The sequence below is a fragment of the Mesorhizobium sp. IMUNJ 23232 genome (assembly GCF_044326205.1).
Lineage (GTDB): Bacteria > Pseudomonadota > Alphaproteobacteria > Rhizobiales > Rhizobiaceae > Kumtagia.
The window spans coordinates 1-21,461 of record NZ_JBIRCY010000059.1 but is presented as its reverse complement, the minus strand read 5'-3'; the positions used below and the strand labels follow the sequence as shown (position 1 = coordinate 21,461).

Sequence of the window (21,461 nt, the reverse complement as noted above, 5' to 3'; positions counted from 1 at the left end):
GAAGGGGAAAGTTCAAGGACCCACCTCGATGCCGCACGTCTACCCGGCACCACCCCCGCGTCCCGTCGCTGTCGTTTCACCGGCCATCAGGGATGCGGTCTTCCGCTACTTGGTCACGTCGTAGAGGAATATCAGATCGGCGTTCGGACCGGAGAAAAATCCCTTCACGTTCTTGCGCAGCACGGTCTGCTCGCTTTCCTGGAACATGTTGATGAAGGGGCCGGACTTCTGCAGCTTGCCCTGGAGGTCCAGATACATCTGCTTGCGCTTCTCGACGTCGGCCTCCTGAAGCGCCGCCTTCGTTTCCGCGCTGATCTCCGGGATGTCCCAACTGTTGCGCCAGGCCAGCGGCTTCGACGCGGAATTGTCGCTGTTGTCCGGGTTGTTGGCAAAACTGTCGGCGTTGGAGTTCGGATCGAGATAGTCCGGACCCCAATACATGTAGATCATGTCATGCTGGCGGGCGCGGTATTTGGTCAGCACCTGCTTCACCTCTGCCGCGTTGATCGTCACCTTCACGCCGCCTTCCGCGAAGGTCGACTGGATCGACTGGGCAATGCCGGTGAAAGGCTGCGTGTTGCCGGTGTCGAGCTGGATTTCGAAGCCGTTGGGATAACCGGCCTCGGCAAGCAACGCCTTCGCCTTGGCCGGATCGAGCTTGTAGGGATTGTCCTCCAGCGACGCATAGAATCCGGCCGGCCAGAACGCCTGGTGCACGATGAACTGGCCCTTCAGGAAGGAGTCGGCCATGCCCTGGTAGTCGATCAGCCAGCGCAGCGCTTCCTGCACTTTCGGGTTCTTCAGCGGCTCGATCTTCTGGCTGAGACCGAGGTAATAGACCGTCGCCTTGGGAAACTGCTCGACGACGAGGTCCGGATTTCCTTCGATGCCCTTGATCTGGTCGGGCGTCAGGTTACGGGCGATGTCGATGTCGCCTTTTTCGATCAGCAGACGCTGCGTGGAGCCTTCGGGAACGTGCCGGACGATGACACGCTCGATCTTCGGGGCGCCGAGGCGGAAATCGGGATTGGCTTCCAGCACCACCGACTCGTTGGCCTTCCACGACCGCATCTTGTAGGCGCCGGAGCCGGCGGAATTGGTCTTCAGCCAGTCATGGCCGAGGTCGCCGTCCTTCTCATGCGCCATCGCCTCCTTCTTGTCGACGACCGAAGAGGTCACGGTGCTCATCAGGTTGAGTATGTAGGTCGGCGCGTATTTCTCGGAGACGGTGAGTTGCACCGTATGCTCGTCGACCGCCTTCACCATGTCCTTGACGTTTTCGGCATTCCAGCCGAGTGCCTGGAACAGGTAGGCAGGTGTCAAATTGAGCAGGACGACGCGCTGCAGCGAGAAGGCTACATCCTCGGCCGTCACTGGATTGCCGGAGTGGAATTTCAGGTTCGGCTTGAGCGTGAAAGTAAAAATCTTGCCGTCGTCGCTGACCGAATAGCTCTCGGCCATCTTCGGCACGAGATTCTTCATGTCGCCGATCTCGAGGCCCATGAGGCGGTCATAGACGTTGACCGCAATCTCGGAGTTCGAGAGTTCGTAGATCTCCGCCGGATCCATGGTGACGATATCATCGATGGCCTTCGCCATCACCAGCGTGTTGGCCGGTGTGTCGGCAAAGGCCGGCGCGGTCAGCATGGATGTGGCCAGAAGCAGTCCCAGAAGCATGCGTTTCATTTTGCCGTCTCCCATTTTGTCAGGCAGCTTCGCTCAGTTGGCCGGGCCTCCGGGACCGAGCCGCACTCCCGGGCGAAGGTTCTTGTAGACGACCTTTTCGCCCCGGCAGAAATTGGCTCCGGGCGCCTCGGCCACGATCGTCTCCTTGGCGATCGGGTCGAAATCTGCCCGGAAATGCACGGTGCTTTTCAGCGCGATGACCGCATGGTCTTTCGGCTCGATGCCGACCTCGCGCAGCAATTGCTGGTCGAGACACTGGTAGCGCACGCTGCACACCGCGACCTGCACATCCGAACGGTCGTCGAGGATGCGCAGCCGCGCCATCTTTCCCAGCGACACGGTGACGCCGCCGAGAATGGCGCCGTGGCAGGTGAAGGTACCGTCGGAGAGCGCCTCGACCTTGACCCTGGCCGGGAAGGGCTCCGCGTCGTAGCCGTAGCGGCCGCCGAGCACGAGGTCGATTTCGGCACCGACGCCTGCTTGATGCGCCTTGTCTGCCGTCGGCGGATCCCAGAGTAGGCCGAGTGCTGCGTCGCGCAAGCCTGAGTCCACCATGGCGCGCAGCAGCCCGGTCGTGTCCGACGTGCCGCCCGCGCCGGGATTGTCCTGAGTGTCGGCGATGACGATCGGATCGCCGGGCCGGCCGTGTGCCTTGCCGTAACTGGCGGCGTCGTCTGGGCTGAACAGCGGACCGGTGAATGCCATTTCCGCATCCATCGTCCGGGCAAGCACGGAATCCGCCGCCGCATCCACGGCACCGGGATCCGTTCCGTAGGCGACGATCGCCGGTCCGCACTCGGCGATGTCCGCCGGCGGAAAGCCGATGCCGATCTCGACATTCGCCACGCCATGTCCCGCAAGAGCCGGCAGTCCGCCGTAGAGGCCCTTGCAAGGCTCGAAATCCGTGCACTGCGTATAGAGCGGGATCAGGAAAGGCACTTTGCGCAGCGCCTTGTGGAACGGCTTTCCATGCGCGATGCGCTGCTCCAGCAGTTCGTAGGCGCGCTGCCCGGTCTCGATCATGTCGATATGCGGATAGGTGCGGTAGATCGCCAGCGCGTCGGAATGCTCGACCATTCCCACAGTGATGTTGGTGTGCATGTCGAGGCTGACGATGACGGGCAGGTCCGGTCCCGTCACCGCGCGGACGCGCCGCAGCAGCTCGCCTTCGCCGTCCTCGTGCGATTCAACGACCATGGCGCCGTGCAGGTCGAGATAGACGGCGTCTAGCGCGCCGGCCCTGGCGATGCCGTCGCAGATGACAGTCGATATGCGGTCGAACGCATCGTCTGTGACGTAGCTGCACGGCTCGGCCGCAGCCCAGACCAGCGGCACGAAATCATACTTTTCACGCGCCGCGTTGATGAAGCCGCCGATCGGGATGGCGAGTGGAGGGAAGACCTTCAGCATGTCCTCGCCGACGGTCATTTCCGGCCAGCCGTCGGCACGGACGAAGTCGTCATAGGATGCGCCGAAGGGCGCGAAAGTATTGGTTTCGTGCTGTAATCCGGCGATGGCAACGCGCGGGCGTGCGGTCATGAGCGAAAGGCACCTGTTAGGGAATGCGGAGACTTGGCCAGCACCAGAATTGGATTGGACCGCAACATGAATATGAAGTCAATATCAATTCTAGGGGCGGATGACGGGTGTATGAACTCTGGTCTTGCCATGCAGCCGGACGGCAAGATCCAAGGTCACGGTTCGCAGATGTTCAGGTCGTAGCGCAGATAATCCATGCGCTGGGCGACCCTGTCGTAGAGCCTTTGCGCGGTGAGATTATCGGGCTGGGTCATCCAGAATATCTTGAACCATCCGGCCTGCAGGCCGAGTTGCTGCAAATGCGCGATCATCGCGCGGGCAGCGCCGCTGCCCCGGCTTTCCGCGCGTACATAGATGTCCTGAAGGTAGCAGGCGTCGCCCTTGCTCCAAGTGAAAGGGAAGGTGAGGAAAAGGGTAAAACCCTGCGGCGCGTCGCTGCCATCCACCGCTACGATGCATTTCAATCCGCTGGCGGCGTCGGTTATCCGATCCCAGTTGCGTTCGCCCATTTCGTGATTGCCGGGCTCGCCTGGCGCACTCGCAACGAAGTCACGCCACATATTGAGGAACGCCGCGCGGTCTTTGGGGAGGGCAGGGCGTATGGTCACGGCTGGCGTCATCATCAAGGCCTTTTCACGCATTCTTCGGTTCGTCTCTTCCGCTCAGCGAGGCTCAAGACGAGAGGGACCTGCGATCGTCACGCGCGCGGTGCCGGCGATGACGACGTCTCCGTCGCCGCGCACCAGTTCGAGCGCGAGATCGGCGATGTGCCCTCTGTCGTCCGCAAGCGTTTCGGCACTGCGGCACTGCGCGGTCAGCACGTCGCCCGGCCACACGGGGCTGCGGAAGCGGATCGAGTAACGGCGGACGTAGCCGGCCCCAAACCATTTGGTCAGGGCCGAGGCAAGCAACCCGGCCGACAGCATGCCATGCGCCATCACGTCCGGCAGCCCGGCCTTGCCAGCGAATTCGTGGTCGTGATGAAGCGGGTTGAAATCGCCCGAGGCGCCGGCATAACGAACCAGGTCGGTACGCGTTAGCGGGCCGTAAACCAGAGGCTCCGGAAGGCCGAAACTCATGAACCCGCCGCGCCCTTCTCGATCGAGGCCATGGTCTCGCGGCAGACGAGCGTCCCGTCCGTCGCCGAGACGAATTCGACCTCCGTCGTTATGATGCGCATCGTGCCGCCGCGCTTTCCCGTCTTGGTCTCGTCGCCCACCAGCCTCGCCCGGCAGCGCAACAAATCGCCGGCGACGATCGGACGGAAATATTCATAGGTCTGCTCGCCATGCACGGTGCGCGAGCGGTCGAGGACAAGCAAACTTGTGACGAGCCGCTCGACGAAATCGGCCGAAATCACGACCGGAAAGGTAGGCGGCGCGATGGGGCTCCCGTTCGCATGCTCATCCTGCACGGCGCGCGCGAACTCGCGCACCTTGCCGGCCTCGACCTGAAACTCCCACTCGTCGAGGATGTCGCCGACGCGGATCATGCCATGCCGGTCCCGAAGAGTTTCTTGCGGCCGGTGAGCAGCAAAAGCACGCCGAGCGCCAGGAGGTTGAATGCGATCAGCAGCGTCGCCACCGCTGTCACGGTGGGGTTCACCTGCAACATCAACTCGTTGAACATGCGTTTCGGGATGGTCATGTAAGTTCCGGAAACGAACAGCGTGACGACCACCTCGTCGAAACTCATGACGAAGGAGAAGATCCAGGCGGCTGCCGCGCTTGGCGCCAGGTTGGGCAGCACGATCCTGGTCAGGATCTGCCACTGCGACGCGCCGAGCGTCGCCGCGACCTGCTCGATCCGGACGTCGAAGCCGCGGATCGCCGCCTGCATGATCAGCACGACATAGGGCACCGCCAGGATGGTGTGGCCGAGCACCAGTCCGGAGAAGGTACCCAGCAGGCCGGTGCGCGCGAAGAAAATATAGAGCGCGACGGCGGTGATGATCGACGGCACGATCATCGGCGCCATGAAATTGGCCTCCAGCATCCGGCGTCCGAAGAAAGTGCCGCGCACCAGCACGTAGGATGCCAGCGTCCCGGCAACCAGCGCCGCCGTGCTGGAGAGTGTGGCGAGCAGCAGGGAATTCTTGCCGGCCTCCACCCAGATCGGGTTGCCGAGCAGGTTCTGATACCAGCGCAGCGAGAAACCGGGTGGAGGGAACTCCAGCGATTTTGCGTCGGAGAACGACATCGGCGCCACGATCAGCACCGGCAGGCACAGGAAGATCAGCACCAGCACCGCGAAGACGGCCAGCCACAGATCCGAGAACCGGCCCCGCGCGGTCATTGATAGCGCTCCCTAAGCCATTGGTAGACGGCATAGAGTGACAGCGTGATCGTCATCAGTACCACGGAGACCACCGCGGCGATCTCCCAGCGGGCGAAGCGGTTGATCAGCAGGTCCATCATGTTGGCGATCAGCGGCACGCGCCCGCCGCCGAGCACGGCCGGCGTGATGTAGAAGCCGAGGCTGAGGATGAACACCAGGATGGCGGAAGCGGCGAGCGTCGGAACCGTCAGCGGGAAAAACACCTGCCAGAAGATGCGCATGCGCCCGGCGCCGAGCGTTTCCGCCACTTGCAGCAGGCGTTGGTCGACCCGGATCATCGCCGCATAGAGCGGCAGCACCAGGAACGGCAGCAGGACATTGGTCATGCCGATGATTATGCCGAGTTCGTTGTAGAGGAATTCGACAGGCTTGCTGGTGACGCCCAGCCACATCAGTCCGCGATTGACCAGCCCGGCATTGCCGAGAATGACGATCCAGGCGTAGGTCCTGACCAGGATCGAAACCCAGAAGGTTATGACGACCAGGCCCAGCACGATCATGCGCAGCCGGGGCCTGAGTTTTGTCGTCCAGTAGGCGAGGGGATAGCCGACCAGAATGGTGGCGACGGTCACCTCGAGCGCAATCGCCAGCGTGCGCCAGATGATGCGCATATAGGCGTTGGAATCATAGAATTCCTGAAAGTATTTTCCCGTGAGCGCGCCGGTTTCGCTGTCGCTGACGCTCCAGAAGGCGGTGGTCAGCAGCGGGATGTCGAAGATCAGAAGCGTGAGCAGCGCAAGCGGAGCCAGAAGGGCCAGCAGGTCCCAGCGCGGCCTCAGGCGAAAACGCGCAAGATGCGGCGCGGCGGCGGGCGCCGCGCCATCGATTGTCATGGAAGCGTCGGACACGGACGGCTTGCCTCCGGTTTTCCCGGCCTCCGTCACTGCAGGAGCTTGAACTCGTTCCAGCGCTTCTCGACTTCCTTGGCGTTGTCGTACCACCACTGGCCGTTCATCAGCCATTGCACCTTCTTGTTCTCAGCGGAAGTCGGGAAGGTCTTCAGCACTTCCGGCGTAACCAGCTTTTCCAGTTCCGGGCTCGGGCCGGGATAGGGCAGGAAGTCGAGAAGGCATTTCTGCGCCTCGGCGTTGCTCTGCACTTTCAGCCATTTGTACAGCATGTCGCGCTGGTCGTCGGAAATCCCCTTGGCCACCACCCACCAGGAGATGTCGAGCATGCCCTGGTTATAGGTGGCGGAGACGCCTTCCTGGCCGAGCACGCGCCCCGACCACGCGATGGCGTACTGCACCTCATTGTCCTTAAGAAGCTGCGCCGGCTGCGCGCCGGACTGCCACCAGATGGTATCCTTCTTGATCTTTTCCAGCGTCGCGAAGGCGAGGTCGAGGTCTACCCCCTTACCGGCGTCCTCCACAGACATGCCGCCGCCCATCGCGGCGAAGGGCAACACAAATTCCGGATAGTCGGGCAGAGCGCGTTTTCCCGGGAATTTTTCGGTATCGAAGAACTCCGCGAAGTTCGCCGGCGCCTTGGCGTCGGCGCGCCAGGCCATGATCGTCGAATAGTAGCTGGCGCCGAAGCCGTTCGGGTTCTTGGCTTCGTCGAACATCGGCTCGGGGCTGAGTCGCGCCCAGTCGATGGGCTCGGTCAGGCCTTCGGCGACCTGGCGATACATGTCGCCGGTCGGCGCGTCCGTCACGGTGTTGGTGATCACGCCCGACTTGGCCTGCGCCGCCATCTTGGCGTAGCCGCCGGGGGTCTCGGTGATGACCTTGACGCCGTCGCTTTTCAGCAGCGGCTCGTTCACGCATTTGTCGAGCGCGTCGCCATATTCGCCGCCCGAGTTCATGATGTGAAGTTCCTTGGCCTCCTGCGCCGACAGAGGCGTCGACAGGGCCAAGGCGAATATGCATGCAAGCGACACGTTCCCCAATTGTCTTTTCATTTGCATCATCCTTGTTGAGTTGAGCAGGCAGAGTTGAACGCCATGCGCGGCCGCCCTGCCTTGGCGGCCTCTAGTGAAGCGATGAACCTCCCGTCTCGTCCGGCAGCAGCCAGACGCGGTCGGGATCCCACGAAAGCCACACGGTGGCGCCTTCCGGGAAGCGCGTGCGCGCGCCGCCGACATTGGCAATCAGCGCGCGGCCACTTGCGGATTCGATCGTGTAGCGCGCGATTTCTCCGAGGAAGACGACGTCGCGCACGATGCCGCTGACGAAGCCGCTGTCCCTGTCGGTGCGGATATCCTCTGGCCGGATCAAGCCGCAGACCCGCGCGCCGGCCAGCCGCTCGCCGTCGACGCAGGGGTAGCGGCCGTCCTCGCCGCGGATCGCGCCGTCGCGGTCGAGCGTGCCTTCGACGAAATTGGCGAGACCCAGGAAACCCGCGGCAAACCGGGTCTTCGGCCGATGATAGATCTCGTCCGGCGTGCCGATCTGCTCGACCTTGCCGCCAGACAGCAGGACGATGCGGTCGGACAGCGACAGCGCTTCCTCCTGGTCGTGGGTGACCATGATCGTCGTGATGCCGAGTCTGCGTTGCAAGGCCCGTATCTCGGAGCGGACTTCCTCGCGCAGCTTGCGGTCGAGCGCGGCGAGCGGCTCGTCGAGGAGAAGGATGTCCGGCTTGAACACGATGGCGCGCGCCAGCGCGACGCGCTGCTGCTGGCCGCCGGAAAGTTGGTGCGGGCGGCGCTTCTCGAAGCCATCGAGCCGGACAAGGCGCAGCGCTTCGGCGACGCGTTCCGAGACCTCAGCCGACGACAGCTTTCGCACCCTCAGGGGAAAGGCGATGTTGTCGAAGATCGACATATGCGGGAACAGGGCATAGCTCTGGAAGACGAGGCCGATGTTGCGCTGCGCCGCCGGCACATAAGTTATCTCGCGGTCGCCGAGTTCGATGCTGCCCGAAGTCGGCGCGGTGATGCCTGCAATCAGCGACAGCATGGTGGTCTTGCCCGAGCCGCTCGGCCCCAGGATGGTGGTGAATTCGCCGGAATTGACGGCGAGCGACAGGTCGCCGATGGCCTGCACCGGCCCGTAGGATTTCGAGACGTTTGAGAATCGAACGTTGGTCATCAATCCACGTTTCTTCTCGCAGCCGCCGGCATCCGGCGGCATTCAGGTCACAAGCGGCCAGTTCGATTTTGGCTTGATGCCGGCGCGCGCCGCGGTGCGCTCGGCCGACCGCCGCGCCAGCCGGTAGATTTCCGCTTCGTCGAGCTTCACCAGCCGCCCGTGGCGCACGACGATCTCGCCATTGCACATCACCGTGTCGACCGCCTTGGTGCGGCTCACCAGCATCAACTGCTTCACCACATTGACGTTGGGCTGGGCGTCCGGGAGGTCGTTGGAGCGGATGACGATGTCGGCGCGCTTGCCGGCCTCGATGCTGCCGACCTGGCTTTCCAGACCGAGCGCGCGGGCGCCGCCCAGCGTGAACATTTCGAGGATCGATTCGGAGGGCAGATAGTCGCCCCATTCGCGGCTCACCAGATAGGCGATGATGCCGAGGTCGCCGAACGCCCATGCCTTTGCGATGTCGGTTCCGAGCCCGATCGACGTGCCGCGTTTGTGCAGGCCGGGAAACGCGCTGCGTCCCGTCTGCGAGATCGCGTAATACATGAAATTGCCGGGATGCCAGACCAGCGCCATGCCGCTCGCCGACACGGCCTCGACCTCTTCCGGAGACAGGATGTTCATATGCGTGAACACGCTGTTTTCGCCGATCAGGCCTTCCTCGGCGAAATGGACGAGCGCCGGCTTGCCGAAACGTTTGGCGTCATAGCCGGCGTCCGAAACCATCAGGCTTTGGTGCTGGTGGATCACGACGCCTTCGCGGTCTGCGAGCGTCTTGGCCGCGCGCATCAGCTCGTCGCTCGCGCTGCCGCAGCCATAGATGGCGACATGGCCGCGCGCCAGCGCATCCTCGTCCGTGTTGCGCTTCAACTGGCCGCCCATGGCCTTCAGCGACCGGTCGAAGCTGCAGGGCGCGCGCGGGATATCGGCCGCCATCGGCTCGCCCTCGCCGAGATGGTCCCACAACATGCAGTCGGTCACCGAGCAGCGTATGCCGACTGCGCCCGCGGCCTCGGCGACTAGGTCGGGGAAGAAACTCGTCGCGGCATCGACGAAGCCGGTGAAACCGTTGCGGACGAGTTCCGCCGAGGCCATCAGCGCGCTCGCATACTCGTCCTCATCCTCCACGGCGTTGATCCAGCGCGTGAACACCCCCGGCCCGGCGCCGCCCTCGTCCTTGGGAGGATTGGGATTGTCGGTGATCGAGCCACGGCTGAGATGCAGGCCGGCGTGATAATGGCCGTCGATGAAACCCGGATGCACCACGCCGCCTTGCGCGTCGATCTTGCGGCCCGCCTTCCATGCCGCTTCGATAGCGCGCCTCGGTCCGACCGCGACGATCTTCCGTCCCGAAATCGCGACAGCGCCGTCCGGATAGACGGTGCGCTTTTCGTCCATCGTCAGCACATGGCCGTTGACGATCAGCAGGTCGCAGGTCTCGGATGCACCGTTGTGAGGAGACTGCGTTGCCACCGCTATTCTCCGATTTTTCCGGTCTCGCGGTCCCATGCGCCCTGACGAAGGTCGCTCTTTTCCTTGAGCAGGCTCTGCTTCTGGACGCGCATGGACGGCGTGCGTTCGAAATCCGTGTCGCGGAACTCGATGAAACGCGGAATCTTGAAGGCTGCGAGGTTCTGCTTGCAGAAGGCGATGACCTCCTCGGGCGGGAAAACGTCGCCCGGCCGCAGTTGCAGATAGACTTTTACTTCCTCGCCGCGAAGCGTGTCTGGAACAGGCACGACGGCAGCCTCGACCACCTTCGGGTGCGAGCGCAAAACACCCTCGACCTCGGCGGCGGAAATATTCTCGCCCATGCGGCGGATGATTTCTTTCTTGCGGCCGACGAAATAGAGTAGGCCACGCTCGTCGCGCCGCGCCACATCGCCGGAGTGATACCAGCCGCCGCGATTGGCTTCCGCCGTCACTTCCGGCCGGTTGAGGTAGCCGGCGTAGAGGTCCGGTCCGCCGATCAGGCATTCGCCGGCATCGCCCGGCGCCACGTCGTTGTCATTGTCGTCGACCAGCCGGATGGTCACGCCGGGCGGCTCGACGCCCATCGTCCCGGTGCCGACCAGTTCGTCGGCCATATGGTTGGGCACGCGGCTCATCACGCCGCCTTCGGTACTGCCATACTGATTGTGCCAGTGGAATCCGTAACGTTCGACCATTTCCGCATGCAGTTCCTTAGGCAGGCCGGCGTGGATGGCGAGGCGGATGCGGTGGTCCTTCTCGGCCGGGCCGGGCTCGCCCTTCATCAGCAACGCCGGGATCGAGGCAATGGAAAGGATTTCGGTGGCATCGTAGGTGGTCACCACTTCCCAGAAGCGTGACACCGAGAAGCGGCGCATCGCCACCATCGTGCCGCGCGAGGCGAGCGACGTCAGCAACTGGATTGCCGGGTCGGCGTAATAGAAGGGCAGGCAGCAGAGCTGCCTATCCTGCCAGCCGCGCCGGAACAGCCTTAGATCGATATCGATGACACGCAGCCACCAGCCGTGGTGCAGCATGCAGCCCTTCGGCGCGCCGGTGGTTCCGGACGTATAATAGACGGTGATGATGTCCTCGCGCTGGCACTCCGTCTTGCTGAAATCCATCGGCTCGGATGCCTGCTCATATTTCGCAAGGCCGTCCGGTTCGTCGCCCTCCACCAGCACGATGTGGGCAAGCGCCGGCGAATTGCCGCGCACCGCTTCCATGATCGGCAGTTGCGGCGCGCCGACGATCGCCACCGTCGGGGCCGCGTCGGTGACGATGTGGCCGGCGTCGTACTGCATCGCCGTCGGTGCGATCGACACCATGGTCGCGCGGTTGGCGATGATGCCGAACAGCGCGATCATGAATTCCAGCCGGTTGTCGAGCATGACCACCACACGGTCGCCGGGCTTGGCCTTGTCCTTTAGATAGCCGGCAAAGCGCTGGCAGCGGTCGAGGAATTCGCGCCGCGTCATCACCGTGCCGCCCTCGATGATGATCGCCGGCCGTTCCGGATCCTCCAGGCAGCCCTTGCTGACGATCTCGATCACCGATTGCTGGGGCAGGGCGGTCCAGTCCGGCGCGACATTCTCATGCCGTATCCAGCTTTCCGGCCGGTTCGGTATCTTGGTGAGCCCGAGTTCCATGCGCGGGCTGGTCAGAAGCGGGGCGGCGCTCATTTCGACACCTCGGCATAGCCGTTCTTGATGACGATGTTTCCGTCCTTGTCGGACGCCTCGAAGCCGATCGGACCGCCCGGGCCGTTCCAATGCTCGACCTTGAGTGTCTGGCCGGGCGTCAGAAGCAGCGGCGCGGCGAAGCGGCACCCGAGCCGTTTCAATCTCGGCGTCTCGCCGCCGCAATGGTCGTCGACGATCGCCCGCGCGGCCAGCGAAAGCGTCAGCATCCCATGCACCAGCGGCGCGGCATAGCCGACCTTGGCGGCCGCCGCGGGATCGATCGTGTAGGCGGAATAGTCGCGCGCCGCATCGGCATAGCGGCGGGTCTGGTCCGGCGTCAGCGCGTAGCGCGAGACGACCGCCGCCGCGCCCCTCGCGGATGTCGGCCGGGCCGGTACGGCCTCGCCGTGGGATTGCGCCGGCGCGCCGCCGCGCACCAGGCAGGTGCTGTATTGCGTAATCACAGGCTTACCGTCATGGGTCCGGGTGTCGGAGCGGACGATAAAGGTGGTGCCCGGCTTTGTGGCGCCGATGCCGACCAGCGTAGAGACGGTGAACAGCCGCTGCGCCGGCACGATCGGCGTATGGAAGATGAAATCATGCTCACCATGCAGCGCGAAGCCACCGGTCACCTGCTCGAGAATCTCGACCATGCTCTGCATGACCGGCACATGCGAGAAGACCGGCGGGGCGAACTTTCCCGCCAGGTGATGCGGGTTCTCGTCATCGACCGACTTCGCGAACTGCGCGATGCGGTGGCTGCTGGTTCGGAATTCCTCGGAATCCCGCGTCAGACCGATCGGAAACGTCTCTCCCCGCGAAACAGGGGCGTTCGCATTCATCACGGCAATCCCTCGACAAAATCGCTCAGTTTCGAAAGTCTCGGCAGCTTGTTGCCGAGTTCACGATCGATATCCTCTATCCGCCAGCGCCCGTCGGTCTTGAGGTCGACCTCGATTGCGCTGGGCGCGATCACCTCGATGCGGTTGCCATAGGCCTGGAACACCTGGCCGGTCGCCGGGCAGCGCTCCAGCGCCAGCCAGCAGATCAGCGGCGAGACATTGTCCGGCGAGAATACGTCGAACATACCCTCGGGCGGCGGCTTGAGCGACGTCTCGATGCGGGTGCGCGCCGACGGCGACACGGCGTTGGAGCGCACGCCATATTTTGCGCCTTCCAGCGCCAGAGTGCGCGACAGCCCGACCACGGCAAGTTTTGCGGAGGCGTAGTTCGCCTGGCCGAAACTGCCGACCAGGCCGGCAAGCGAACTCGTGTGCACGATCGAGGCGGCGACCTTGTTGCCGGCCTTGGATTCGTTGCGCCAGTATTCCATGGCGTGACGCGACGGCGCCGCATGTCCCTTGAGATGGACGCGGATGACGGCGTCCCACTCTTCCTCGGACATGTTGGCGAACAGCTTGTCGCGCAGGATGCCGGCATTGTTGACCAATATGTCGAGGCCGCCGAAGGTTTCGACCGCTAGGTCGATCAGTGCCTGCGCATCGCTCCAGTCGGCGACGTCATGGCCGCTGACGATAGCCTTGCCGCCCGCGGCGACGATTTCGGCAACGACGGACTGTGCCGGGGAGGGGTCACGGCCCGCCCCATAAAGGTCACCGCCGAGGTCGTTGACCGCGACCGCCGCGCCAAGCTCCGCCAGCGCCATCGCATAGGACCGCCCGAGCCCGCGGCCGGCGCCGGTGACGATGGCGACGCGTCCGTCAAGTCGGTGCTGCGGCATCAGCCGGCCGCTCCCGGAAACGAATTGGCCGGAAACCGTTCAGCCGTAAAATGGTTCGGCACGCCCACCTCGCTCGACAAATGCACTGGAATTGGCCCCGGAAACCCGTCCGGCGGGCCTCATCGGCTCAGCCTCGCGGCCCCCGCCGACATTGACAGCAGAGGACAAAATGAATATGAAGTCAATATCAATTTTGTGGGCGAAACCTCTCCCCATCCGTCCTTGCGGACCGGGGAGACGCCATGGCAAAGGTAGCGGCCTATGGCGCCTCGCACCCGGTCTTCCCCTGTTCGTCCTGCTTTCTCGCGATGGATGAATCAGACCAACAACATCACCCAGCAGTTCATGGCGATGGGGATCGATCCCGACTTCATCAGCATGGCGGGAGGCCTGCCTGCCGCCGAATTCTATCCGACGGCGGCGATCGCTGACGCGAGCGAAAAAGCCCTGGCACGCTGGGGTGCTGGCGCGCTCGAATACGGTCCGATCGAGGGATTTGCGCCGCTTCGCAGTCATATCGCCGAACGCATCAGCCGCGAGTCCGGTCGGACCTTCACGATCGGCAATGTGCTGCTCACCGTCGGCGCCATGCAGGGCCTCGATCTGCTCGGAAAAGTACTGATCGATCCGGGCGATCGCATCGTTGCCCAGTTCCCCACCTATGTCGGCGCGCTGGACGCTTGGCGGCCTCGACTTCCGGCCTATGAAGCCTTGGACTGGTCGCCGGAAGACGGCACCTCGGTCGAATCCCTCAAAACGGCAAAATTCATCTACACCGTGCCGAACTATTCCAACCCCACCGGCGCGCTTGTGCCGACCGCCGCGCGCCAGGCACTGCTGGAAAAGGCGATCGAGGCTGGGACCTGGCTTGTCGAGGACGATCCGTATCTGCCGCTGCAATATGACGGGCCGGCCGGTCCGAGCATTTTGGCGCTGCATGGCCGGATGGAGCCGGAAGGGCCTTATCGAGGTCCCGTCATCTATCTCGGCACCTTGTCGAAGAGCATCGTGCCCGGACTGCGTGTCGGCTGGGTCGTCGCCGCGCCCGAGATGATCCAGGCGCTGACGCTGGCAAAGCAGTCCTCAGACATTGCCAGCTCGATGCTGACCCATGCCGTCGCCCTCGAACTCCTGGAAGCCGGCCGCGAGGAGGCGCATGTACCGTCGATCGTCGGCCACTATCGGGAACGGCGCGATGCCTTATGCCGCGCCGCCGAGACCGAGCTCGGTGAATGGTTCGAATGGGAAACACCGCCCGGTGGCATGTTCGTGTGGATGCGCAAGCGACACCCGGCGATCGACACCGACGCGCTCTACCGCTTCGCCCTTGAGGAGAAGATCGCCTTCGTTCCCGGCAGCGTTTTTGACCCGGCCGCGCAACTGCGCTCGGCCATGCGCGTCAACTTTACCCGCAATCCGGCCGCGGTGCTGGAGGAAGGGGTGGCGCGGCTGGCCAAGGCGACCAGGCGTTATCTGACCTCCAATTTCTGAATTGGAGGAGTGCCGTGTTCAGTGCTTCGGCGGATCCTTGCAGTAGACCGCGCGATACCACAGCGTCGACAGCATCTGCGCGAGGTCGTCTGCATGAGCCGTATCCTCGCCGTCGACCAACGGGTTGCCGCTGACGATCACGGCATAGAGGTAGTGGAAGACCATGACTTCCAGCGCATGCGCCACCGCCTGGGGCGAACCCGGCATTCCTTCCTTGTAGTTGCCGCGCCGTGAAATCGAGCGGGCGAGATTCTCGATCCATTTCCGATGCCTCGGCCGCCAGACCTCGCGGAATTCCGGCAACTGGCTCTGCAATTGCGCGTGGCACTGCATGAGGCCCGGATTGGCGGTATAGGCGGCGATGAAGAAGCGGTTGGTGTTCAGGATCGCCTCGTATTCGCCGGTGCCGCGGCCAACCTGCCTGGCGCGCTCGTAGAGGTACTCGACGAAATCCAGCACCACTTCGATGGCGATCTCGTTCTTGTCGCGGTAGTAGACATAGAAGGTGCCCAGCGCGACATCGGCGAAGCCGCAAATGTCCGAGACCTTCACGTCGAGGTAGCCGATCTCCTCCAGCGCGCGCGCCGCGGCGATCTTCAGGCGATATTTGGTCCGGTCGCCCTTGGAGGCGAATGACATCGAACCCAGCCCTGCCGCCAGATAGTCCGCGTATTTGCCCTTGTGGCTATGGTCTTCGGCCGCTGTCGGCTTCAGTTCGGCTTCCGCTGCCATCGGATCACCCCTTTGCTGGCGCATATCGCACCGGCATCGTCGTTAATCAACATCCGACGCCGCTTTGCCGACAATCGGCTCCGCGGAATCAAAAATTGATATTGACTTCATATTCATGTTGCCGTCTGATTTCAATGTCGCTCGCAAGCCTTGGAAGGCAAGCCGGCCTCCGTTCGAGGCAGCATGCTTGATTGCGCGTGGCCAGGAAAAGCGGGCAGGGAGCGCTTCGTGATCACCGAAACCGACCACGCACCGCCGGTTCTCGCCTGGAATTCCCATTTCCCCTATCGAGACCTTTCATGCCGCATCCTTTGATAGAGCAGCCCGTCTACATCGTCGGGGCCGCCGAGACGCCGCTCGGCAAGGTGCCGGACCATAGCGAGTTCTCGATGGTCGCAATCGCAGCACAGGAAGCGCTGGGCGAGGCCGGGCTGGGCTTCAGGGACGTCGATGCCCTCTTCACCAACTACATGGGCGAGGAGGGGTCGGTTCAGCTTGGCGAATATCTCGGCCTGCAGCCGCGTTATGCCGAATCCTCCGACATGGGCGGAGCTTCCTTCGAGTTCTTCGTGCACCACGCGATGGCTGCCGTCGCTACCGGCCGCTGCGAGGTCGCGCTGATCGGTTACGCCTCGCGACAGCGCAGCCGCAAGAACCGCAAGAAGGCCGCCGCCGCGCTGGATGGATCGCTCGCCGCGCAGTTCGAGACGCCGTTCGGCATTCATTTCCCGATAGGCCACTATGCGCTGAGCGCGGCGCGATACATGCACCAGTACGGCGCGACCTTGGAACACTTGGCCGAAATCGCCGTCGCCGCGCGGCAATGGGCCGCCCTCAATCCCAAGGCATGGATCCGTGATCCGCTGTCGATCGACGACGTGATGGCCTCGCCGATGCTCTGCGATCCGCTGCGCAAGCTCGATTGCTGCCTGGTCACCGATGGCGGCGGCGCGATCGTCGTGGCGCGCAAGGACCGGGCGCGCGATGCCGCCAAGAAGCCGGTGCGCGTGCTTGGGGCAGGGGAAAGCCATGTGCAGTGGCACGTCGCACAGTGTCCCGACCTGACGGTGACGCCGGGTGCCGCATCGGGGCGCGCTGCTTTCGGCATGGCCGGCGTGACACCCGCCGATGTCGATGTGTTCGAACCCTACGACAATTTTACCCACGCCGTGTTGCTCTATCTGGAGGACCTCGGCTTCTGCAAGAAGGGCGAGGCCGGAGCCTTCGTATCCGAAGGAAAGCTAAGACCAGGCGGCAGCCTGCCCAGCATGACCTCGGGCGGTGGCCTGTCCTACTGCCATCCCGGCGCGCTCGGCATTCTCCTTCTTATAGAGGCCGTGCGCCAGTTGCGAGGCGAGGCCGGCGACCGTCAGGTTCCGGGCGCGGAAATCGCGGTTGCCCACGGCACAGGCGGCCTTGCCTTTTCGACCGCTTCCACCGTGGTGCTCGCCCGTGACTGACAAGATTTCCTATTCCGATCTCGGCGCCGCCGATCCGACCACCGAGCCGTTCTGGCAGGCCTGCGCCAAGGGACGGCTGACGGTGCAGCATTGCAAAACCTGTGGCACGCATCAGTTCTACCCGCGGCCGTTCTGTCTTACCTGCGAAGCCACTTCGCTCGAATGGGTTGATGTGACGGGGGCGGGCACGATCTATTCGCTCGCGACCATGCGCATGCCGGTCACGCCGGAACTGCCGCCGCCCTATCTGCTTGCCGTCGTCGAGCTTGACGAAGGTCCGCGCCTGCTGACCAACATCGTCGCCCAGACGGCCTCGATCGGAGACCGGGTCGGCGTCAAATGGCGGCAGCGCGAAGGTGGCCTGCCGCCATTGCCTGTTTTCGCACCCGCCGGCGCGTGACGGCATGACATCAGTCGCGACCAGGGAAGACTGCATCGCGGCGATCCGCGACCTCATCGCCTTCCCGACCGTTTCGTGCGATCCCAACCGCGCGCTTCTGTTCCATGTCGAGGCCTGGCTGGCGCGGCATGGCGTCGGCTGCGACATAATCTGGAACGCCGACCGGACCAAGGGCAACCTATGGGCGACGATCGGTCCTGCCGACGTGCCGGGCGTCATCCTGTCAGGCCATAGCGATGTCGTGCCGGTCGACGGGCAGGACTGGTCCAGCGATCCCTTCCAATTGCGCGAGGCGGACGGCCGCATCTACGGCCGCGGCGCCTGCGACATGAAGGGTTTTGTCGGCATCGTGCTTGCCGCCGTCCCGCACCTCGTTCGCTGCGACCTGAAGGCGCCGATCCACATCGCCATCTCCTATGACGAGGAGGTCGGCTGCACCGGCGTGATCAGCCTGATCGAGCGTATCGCGGCGATGCCGGTCCGTCCCGCGCTCTGCATCGTCGGCGAGCCGACCAGTATGCAGGTCGTCGTCGGGCACAAGGGCGGCGGCATGTTCCGCGCAATCGTCTCCGGCAAGAGCGCGCATTCCAGCCTTGCCCCGACCGCGGTCAATGCCATCGAATACGCCGCCGAACTGATCGCTTTTATTAAGAGCCTGTCGAGGGAACACACGCATTCCGGTCCGCACGACCATCTCTACGACGTCGCCCATTCGACGCTGTCGGTGACCACGATCTCCGGCGGCACGGCGCTCAACATCATCCCCAACCATTGCGAGGTCGGCTTCGACATCCGCTCGCTCCCCGAAGTCGACGCGCTGGCCCTGATCGATCGCATTCGCCGCCATGCCGTGACGGAAATCCTGCCGCGCATGCGGGCCGTCTGGCCCGATGCGTCGATCTCCGTCGAGCAGGTCGCCGAATTCGTCCGGCTGTCGACCGACGTCGAGCATCCCGCCGTGACCTTCGTCAAACAGCTTGCCGGCCGCAACGACCACGCCAAGGTCGCCTACGGCACCGAAGCCGGGCTGTTCAGCAACCGTGCCGGTGTCGTCTCCGTTGTGTGCGGCCCCGGATCGATCGAACAGGCGCACAAGCCCGACGAATATCTCGCTCTTTCCGAGATCGACCGCTGCCGGACATTCATCGGCCGCCTGACGCAGCAGCTTGAGGATGCCGGGCTGCCATGGGCATGAGCCGAACCTTCGACGCGGTCGTGATCGGCGCCGGTATCGCCGGCACGGCCAGCGCCTGGTATCTGCGCCGGGAAGGGTTTTCGGTCGCGCTTCTCGACACGCACTACCCGGGCTGGGGGGCATCGGGACGCAATCCGGGCTTCCTCTGGTTGCAGACGAAGGCCGCGGGCCTTTCGATGGATTTTTCGCTCGCTTGCCGGCGTTTCGCCGAAACGCTGGCCGGCGAACTTCCCGATTTCGGTTTTCGGGCCAGCGGCGGCCTGATCATCTACCGCGACGAACAATATGAACCGGCAGCGCGAGCCTTCGTCGCCGATCGGGTCGCGGCGGGCCTGCCGGTCGAGTTGCTCGATCGCGCCGCACTGCGCGATATCTGCCCTGACATCGGCCCGGAAGTCTCTGGCGCTGTCTGGAATCCGCTGGACGCGCATCAGGATACAAGGCTGCTGCTGCGCCATCTCGCGGGCGGTTTCAGCCAAGCCGGCGGAACGGTCCTCGCGCCGGCGCGCGCCGAAACAATTCTGATCGAGGGGGATGCCTGCCGAGGCATCCGGCTGGCGGACGGAACCCAAATCGAAAGCCGGATCGTGGTAATCGCCGGCGGGCCCTGGTCGAATGGGCTTCTCGAACTGCTCGGGCTGGAAATTCCCTACAACCCCACTCGTTTCGAGGCTGCGGAAACCGCGCCCGCTCCCTTCCGGATAGAGCCGGTCGTTTCCGGCCAATCATTGTTCCGCTACTTCACCCCGCCCGGCATCGATGCATCGCTGCTGCCGCGCGAAACGTCCGAAAAAATCCGGCCCGAACTCGGCTTCACCGAGCAGATCGCCAGCTATCCCGATGGATCGCTGCAATTCGGCTGCGCCTACGAGGTCGGCAGCGGCCTCGACCAGGCGACTGTGGCCGGGCAGGCGATGGCCTGCTCGATCACCTCCCGCAACTTTCCGGCCATCGCCGGACTCCCGGTGGTTCGCCAATGGGCAGGCGTCGTGGCACAGACACCCGACGGTCTGCCGGTCATCGATGCCGCGGCCAGCCCGGCGGGACTGATAATCAATGCCGGCCATTTCTTCGGCAATCTCTCTGGCGCCTTTTCCGGCCGCATTGTTGCCGAGATGGCGGCGGGGCGCGGGCCAGCCTATCCTGTCTCAGGTTTTTCCCTTAGGCGCTTCAAACCTGTTGCCGCCTGATGCCCGAAACGACCGTTCGACCGTCTGGAGGAGACGACCATGCCGACAAGACTCTACAATCACACGTCAAGGCGCCTTACGCCGACCGATCTCGCCGCATGGCGCGGCATACCGGTAACCATCCTGTCGGACGTGACCAGCGGGCGTGTCGTCGTCGATCCGCGCATCCGGCCGCTGCGGCCGTTCCAGCTTGGTAAAAGGCTTGCCGGGCAGGCGGTGACGGCGTGGTGCGAACGCTCTGATTTCGGGCCGATGCTGCATGCGATCGATATCGCCGGTGAAGGCGACGTGGTGACCGTCGATGCCGGCGGCTGCCTCCAGACCGCCTATGTCGGGGAGATCCTTTGCGGCCTGGCGCGGCGCAAGAAGATCGCCGGGCTGGTCATCAACGGCGCGGTCCGCGACATCGACACCATTGCGAGCTGGGACGATTTTCCGGTCTACGCGCTCGGCAACACGGCGCGCGGACCGCTTTCCAAGGAGCGGGGAACGGTGAACGGCGCAATCGTCTTCGGCGGCGTCGCGGCAAAGCCGGGAGACATCGTTCTTGGCGACAATGACGGCTTGGCGGTGATTCCCCTTGATGAGGCAAACGCCTTGCTCGCTGTCGCTGAGGAGCGGGTCCGCATGGAAGAGTTATGGATTGCCGAACTCGTGACCGGCCGGACCCTGGTCGATGTGTTCAGCGTTCCCGAGGCGATCTGAAGGCAGCCGTTCGATTCCCGCATTCGCCATGCACGCTGCGAATCTGTGCCGATACGAATCGATCGATGCAGCCGCTCGCGCCTCCTCATAGACGTGTTCGAAACGCTCTCCTCGTTCCAAGTGTTAACCAAAGATTTCGACCGGGTGGCAAATCGTGTCGTTTGTGCCACAGGGGAGGAGATAGCATCGGCTCGGCGCGGGGGAAATGCATGATCGCGGTTGAATGCGCGAATGCGATGGGTAAAGTCACCATCAAGGGGCAAACGATAGGTTTCTTAAATTGCCGTTGAGGGGGCGGGTGCCTCCAGCAAGACAAGCGCCGATCGCAACTGAACACTGGAGATTATCAAATGAACATCAAGAGCCTGCTTCTCGGCTCCGCTGCGGCGCTGGTCGCAGTCACCGGCGCTCGCGCGGCCGATGCGGTCGTGGTTGCTGAGCCGGAACCCGTCGAATACGTTCGGGTTTGCGACGTCTATGGTTCGGGCTTCTTCTACCTGCCCGGCACCGAAACCTGCCTGAAGATCGGCGGTTATGTCCGCGTCGACATCCGCGGTGGCGATTTTTATGGCGCCTCGTATCTTGATGATCCGCATGTTGGCGTCCGCAGCGCCGCGGGTGAAGAGACCTACAACAACCGCGTCCGCTTCCAGCTGCGCGCCGATGCCCGCAGCGAGACCGAATACGGCACGCTGCGTTCGTATGCCGCCATCAACTTCAACTACCAGGTGTCGGGCAGCGGCACGACTGGCTACGACATGGAAGACGGCGTCAGCATCGAGCACGCCTATATCGAGC

At 63.7% G+C, this 21,461-nt stretch carries 21 protein-coding genes; 7 read left to right on the top strand and 14 right to left on the bottom strand.

All coding sequences use genetic code 11. The annotated features are described in order from the left end of the window. Positions 1–105: 105 nt before the first annotated feature. The 13 genes from ACH196_RS30310 to ACH196_RS30250 all read right to left on the bottom strand — a co-directional run bounded on the left by ACH196_RS30310 (position 106) and on the right by ACH196_RS30250 (position 13,490). The gene (locus tag ACH196_RS30310) at positions 106–1,686 is read right to left on the bottom strand and encodes an ABC transporter substrate-binding protein (protein WP_396650576.1); all 1,581 of its coding nucleotides are present in this window, start codon (positions 1,684–1,686) and stop codon (positions 106–108) included. Positions 1,687–1,719: 33 nt separating this feature from the next. Next, entirely contained in the window at positions 1,720–3,225 is a 1,506-nt protein-coding gene (locus tag ACH196_RS30305) for a M81 family metallopeptidase (RefSeq protein ID WP_396650575.1), read from the bottom strand. A gap of 155 nt (positions 3,226–3,380) precedes the next feature. Next, a complete protein-coding gene (locus tag ACH196_RS30300) occupies positions 3,381–3,866 on the bottom strand; it encodes a GNAT family N-acetyltransferase (RefSeq protein WP_396650574.1) in 486 nt (161 codons plus the stop codon). A 21-nt stretch (positions 3,867–3,887) separates the two neighbouring features. Then, positions 3,888–4,304 carry a MaoC/PaaZ C-terminal domain-containing protein gene (locus ACH196_RS30295; RefSeq protein ID WP_396650573.1) on the bottom strand — a complete coding sequence of 139 codons (417 nt, stop codon included), beginning with the start codon at positions 4,302–4,304 and terminating at the stop codon, positions 3,888–3,890. Then, entirely contained in the window at positions 4,301–4,717 is a 417-nt protein-coding gene (locus tag ACH196_RS30290) for a MaoC family dehydratase N-terminal domain-containing protein (protein ID WP_396650572.1), read from the bottom strand. Before ACH196_RS30290 ends, ACH196_RS30295 begins: the two co-directional genes overlap by 4 nt. Continuing rightward, complete coding sequence (locus ACH196_RS30285) at positions 4,714–5,520, bottom strand: ABC transporter permease (RefSeq protein ID WP_396650571.1); 807 nt, start codon at positions 5,518–5,520, stop codon at positions 4,714–4,716. The genes ACH196_RS30290 and ACH196_RS30285 overlap by 4 nt, the downstream gene beginning before the upstream one ends. Next, the gene (locus ACH196_RS30280; protein ID WP_396650570.1) at positions 5,517–6,410 is read right to left on the bottom strand and encodes an ABC transporter permease; all 894 of its coding nucleotides are present in this window, start codon (positions 6,408–6,410) and stop codon (positions 5,517–5,519) included. The genes ACH196_RS30285 and ACH196_RS30280 overlap by 4 nt, the downstream gene beginning before the upstream one ends. Before the next feature lie 32 nt (positions 6,411–6,442). Further along, positions 6,443–7,465 (bottom strand): extracellular solute-binding protein, encoded by a 1,023-nt coding sequence (locus ACH196_RS30275; protein ID WP_396650569.1) that lies wholly within the window; start codon positions 7,463–7,465, stop codon positions 6,443–6,445. A 70-nt stretch (positions 7,466–7,535) separates the two neighbouring features. After that, positions 7,536–8,597 (bottom strand): ABC transporter ATP-binding protein, encoded by a 1,062-nt coding sequence (locus tag ACH196_RS30270; protein WP_396650568.1) that lies wholly within the window; start codon positions 8,595–8,597, stop codon positions 7,536–7,538. Between the two features lie 42 nt (positions 8,598–8,639). Continuing rightward, a complete protein-coding gene (locus ACH196_RS30265) occupies positions 8,640–10,070 on the bottom strand; it encodes an amidohydrolase family protein (RefSeq protein WP_396650567.1) in 1,431 nt (476 codons plus the stop codon). A gap of 2 nt (positions 10,071–10,072) precedes the next feature. After that, positions 10,073–11,749: an AMP-binding protein gene (locus ACH196_RS30260; RefSeq protein WP_396650566.1), complete on the bottom strand. Its 1,677-nt coding sequence runs from the start codon at positions 11,747–11,749 to the stop codon at positions 10,073–10,075. Continuing rightward, on the bottom strand, positions 11,746–12,591 hold the full coding sequence (locus ACH196_RS30255; RefSeq protein WP_396650565.1) for a MaoC/PaaZ C-terminal domain-containing protein: 846 nt from the start codon (positions 12,589–12,591) through the stop codon (positions 11,746–11,748). The genes ACH196_RS30260 and ACH196_RS30255 overlap by 4 nt, the downstream gene beginning before the upstream one ends. Continuing rightward, complete coding sequence (locus ACH196_RS30250) at positions 12,591–13,490, bottom strand: SDR family NAD(P)-dependent oxidoreductase (RefSeq protein ID WP_396650564.1); 900 nt, start codon at positions 13,488–13,490, stop codon at positions 12,591–12,593. The genes ACH196_RS30255 and ACH196_RS30250 overlap by 1 nt, the downstream gene beginning before the upstream one ends. Before the next feature lie 312 nt (positions 13,491–13,802). On the opposite strand from ACH196_RS30250, the gene ACH196_RS30245 reads away from it, so the two are divergent. Next, on the top strand, positions 13,803–14,981 hold the full coding sequence (locus tag ACH196_RS30245; protein WP_396650563.1) for a PLP-dependent aminotransferase family protein: 1,179 nt from the start codon (positions 13,803–13,805) through the stop codon (positions 14,979–14,981). A gap of 18 nt (positions 14,982–14,999) precedes the next feature. Here the strand turns inward: ACH196_RS30245 and ACH196_RS30240 are convergent, their stop codons facing one another. Beyond that, a complete protein-coding gene (locus ACH196_RS30240; RefSeq protein ID WP_396650562.1) occupies positions 15,000–15,713 on the bottom strand; it encodes a TetR/AcrR family transcriptional regulator in 714 nt (237 codons plus the stop codon). A gap of 299 nt (positions 15,714–16,012) precedes the next feature. Between ACH196_RS30240 and ACH196_RS30235 the strand changes: the two genes are divergently transcribed. The 6 genes from ACH196_RS30235 to ACH196_RS30210 form a co-directional block, all read left to right on the top strand. Next, a complete protein-coding gene (locus ACH196_RS30235) occupies positions 16,013–17,173 on the top strand; it encodes an acetyl-CoA acetyltransferase (RefSeq protein WP_396650561.1) in 1,161 nt (386 codons plus the stop codon). Next, positions 17,166–17,573, top strand: a complete 408-nt coding sequence (locus ACH196_RS30230) for a Zn-ribbon domain-containing OB-fold protein (protein WP_396650560.1) — start codon at positions 17,166–17,168, stop codon at positions 17,571–17,573. The genes ACH196_RS30235 and ACH196_RS30230 overlap by 8 nt, the downstream gene beginning before the upstream one ends. A gap of 4 nt (positions 17,574–17,577) precedes the next feature. Continuing rightward, the gene (argE, locus tag ACH196_RS30225) at positions 17,578–18,768 is read left to right on the top strand and encodes an acetylornithine deacetylase (RefSeq protein WP_396650559.1); all 1,191 of its coding nucleotides are present in this window, start codon (positions 17,578–17,580) and stop codon (positions 18,766–18,768) included. Continuing rightward, entirely contained in the window at positions 18,759–19,958 is a 1,200-nt protein-coding gene (locus tag ACH196_RS30220) for an NAD(P)/FAD-dependent oxidoreductase (RefSeq protein ID WP_396650558.1), read from the top strand. Before argE ends, ACH196_RS30220 begins: the two co-directional genes overlap by 10 nt. Positions 19,959–19,997: 39 nt before the next feature. Continuing rightward, on the top strand, positions 19,998–20,663 hold the full coding sequence (locus ACH196_RS30215) for an RraA family protein (RefSeq protein WP_396650557.1): 666 nt from the start codon (positions 19,998–20,000) through the stop codon (positions 20,661–20,663). Positions 20,664–21,013: 350 nt separating this feature from the next. After that, positions 21,014–21,461, top strand: a 448-nt coding sequence (locus ACH196_RS30210; RefSeq protein WP_396650556.1) for a porin, incomplete at its 3' end; no start/stop codon positions are given.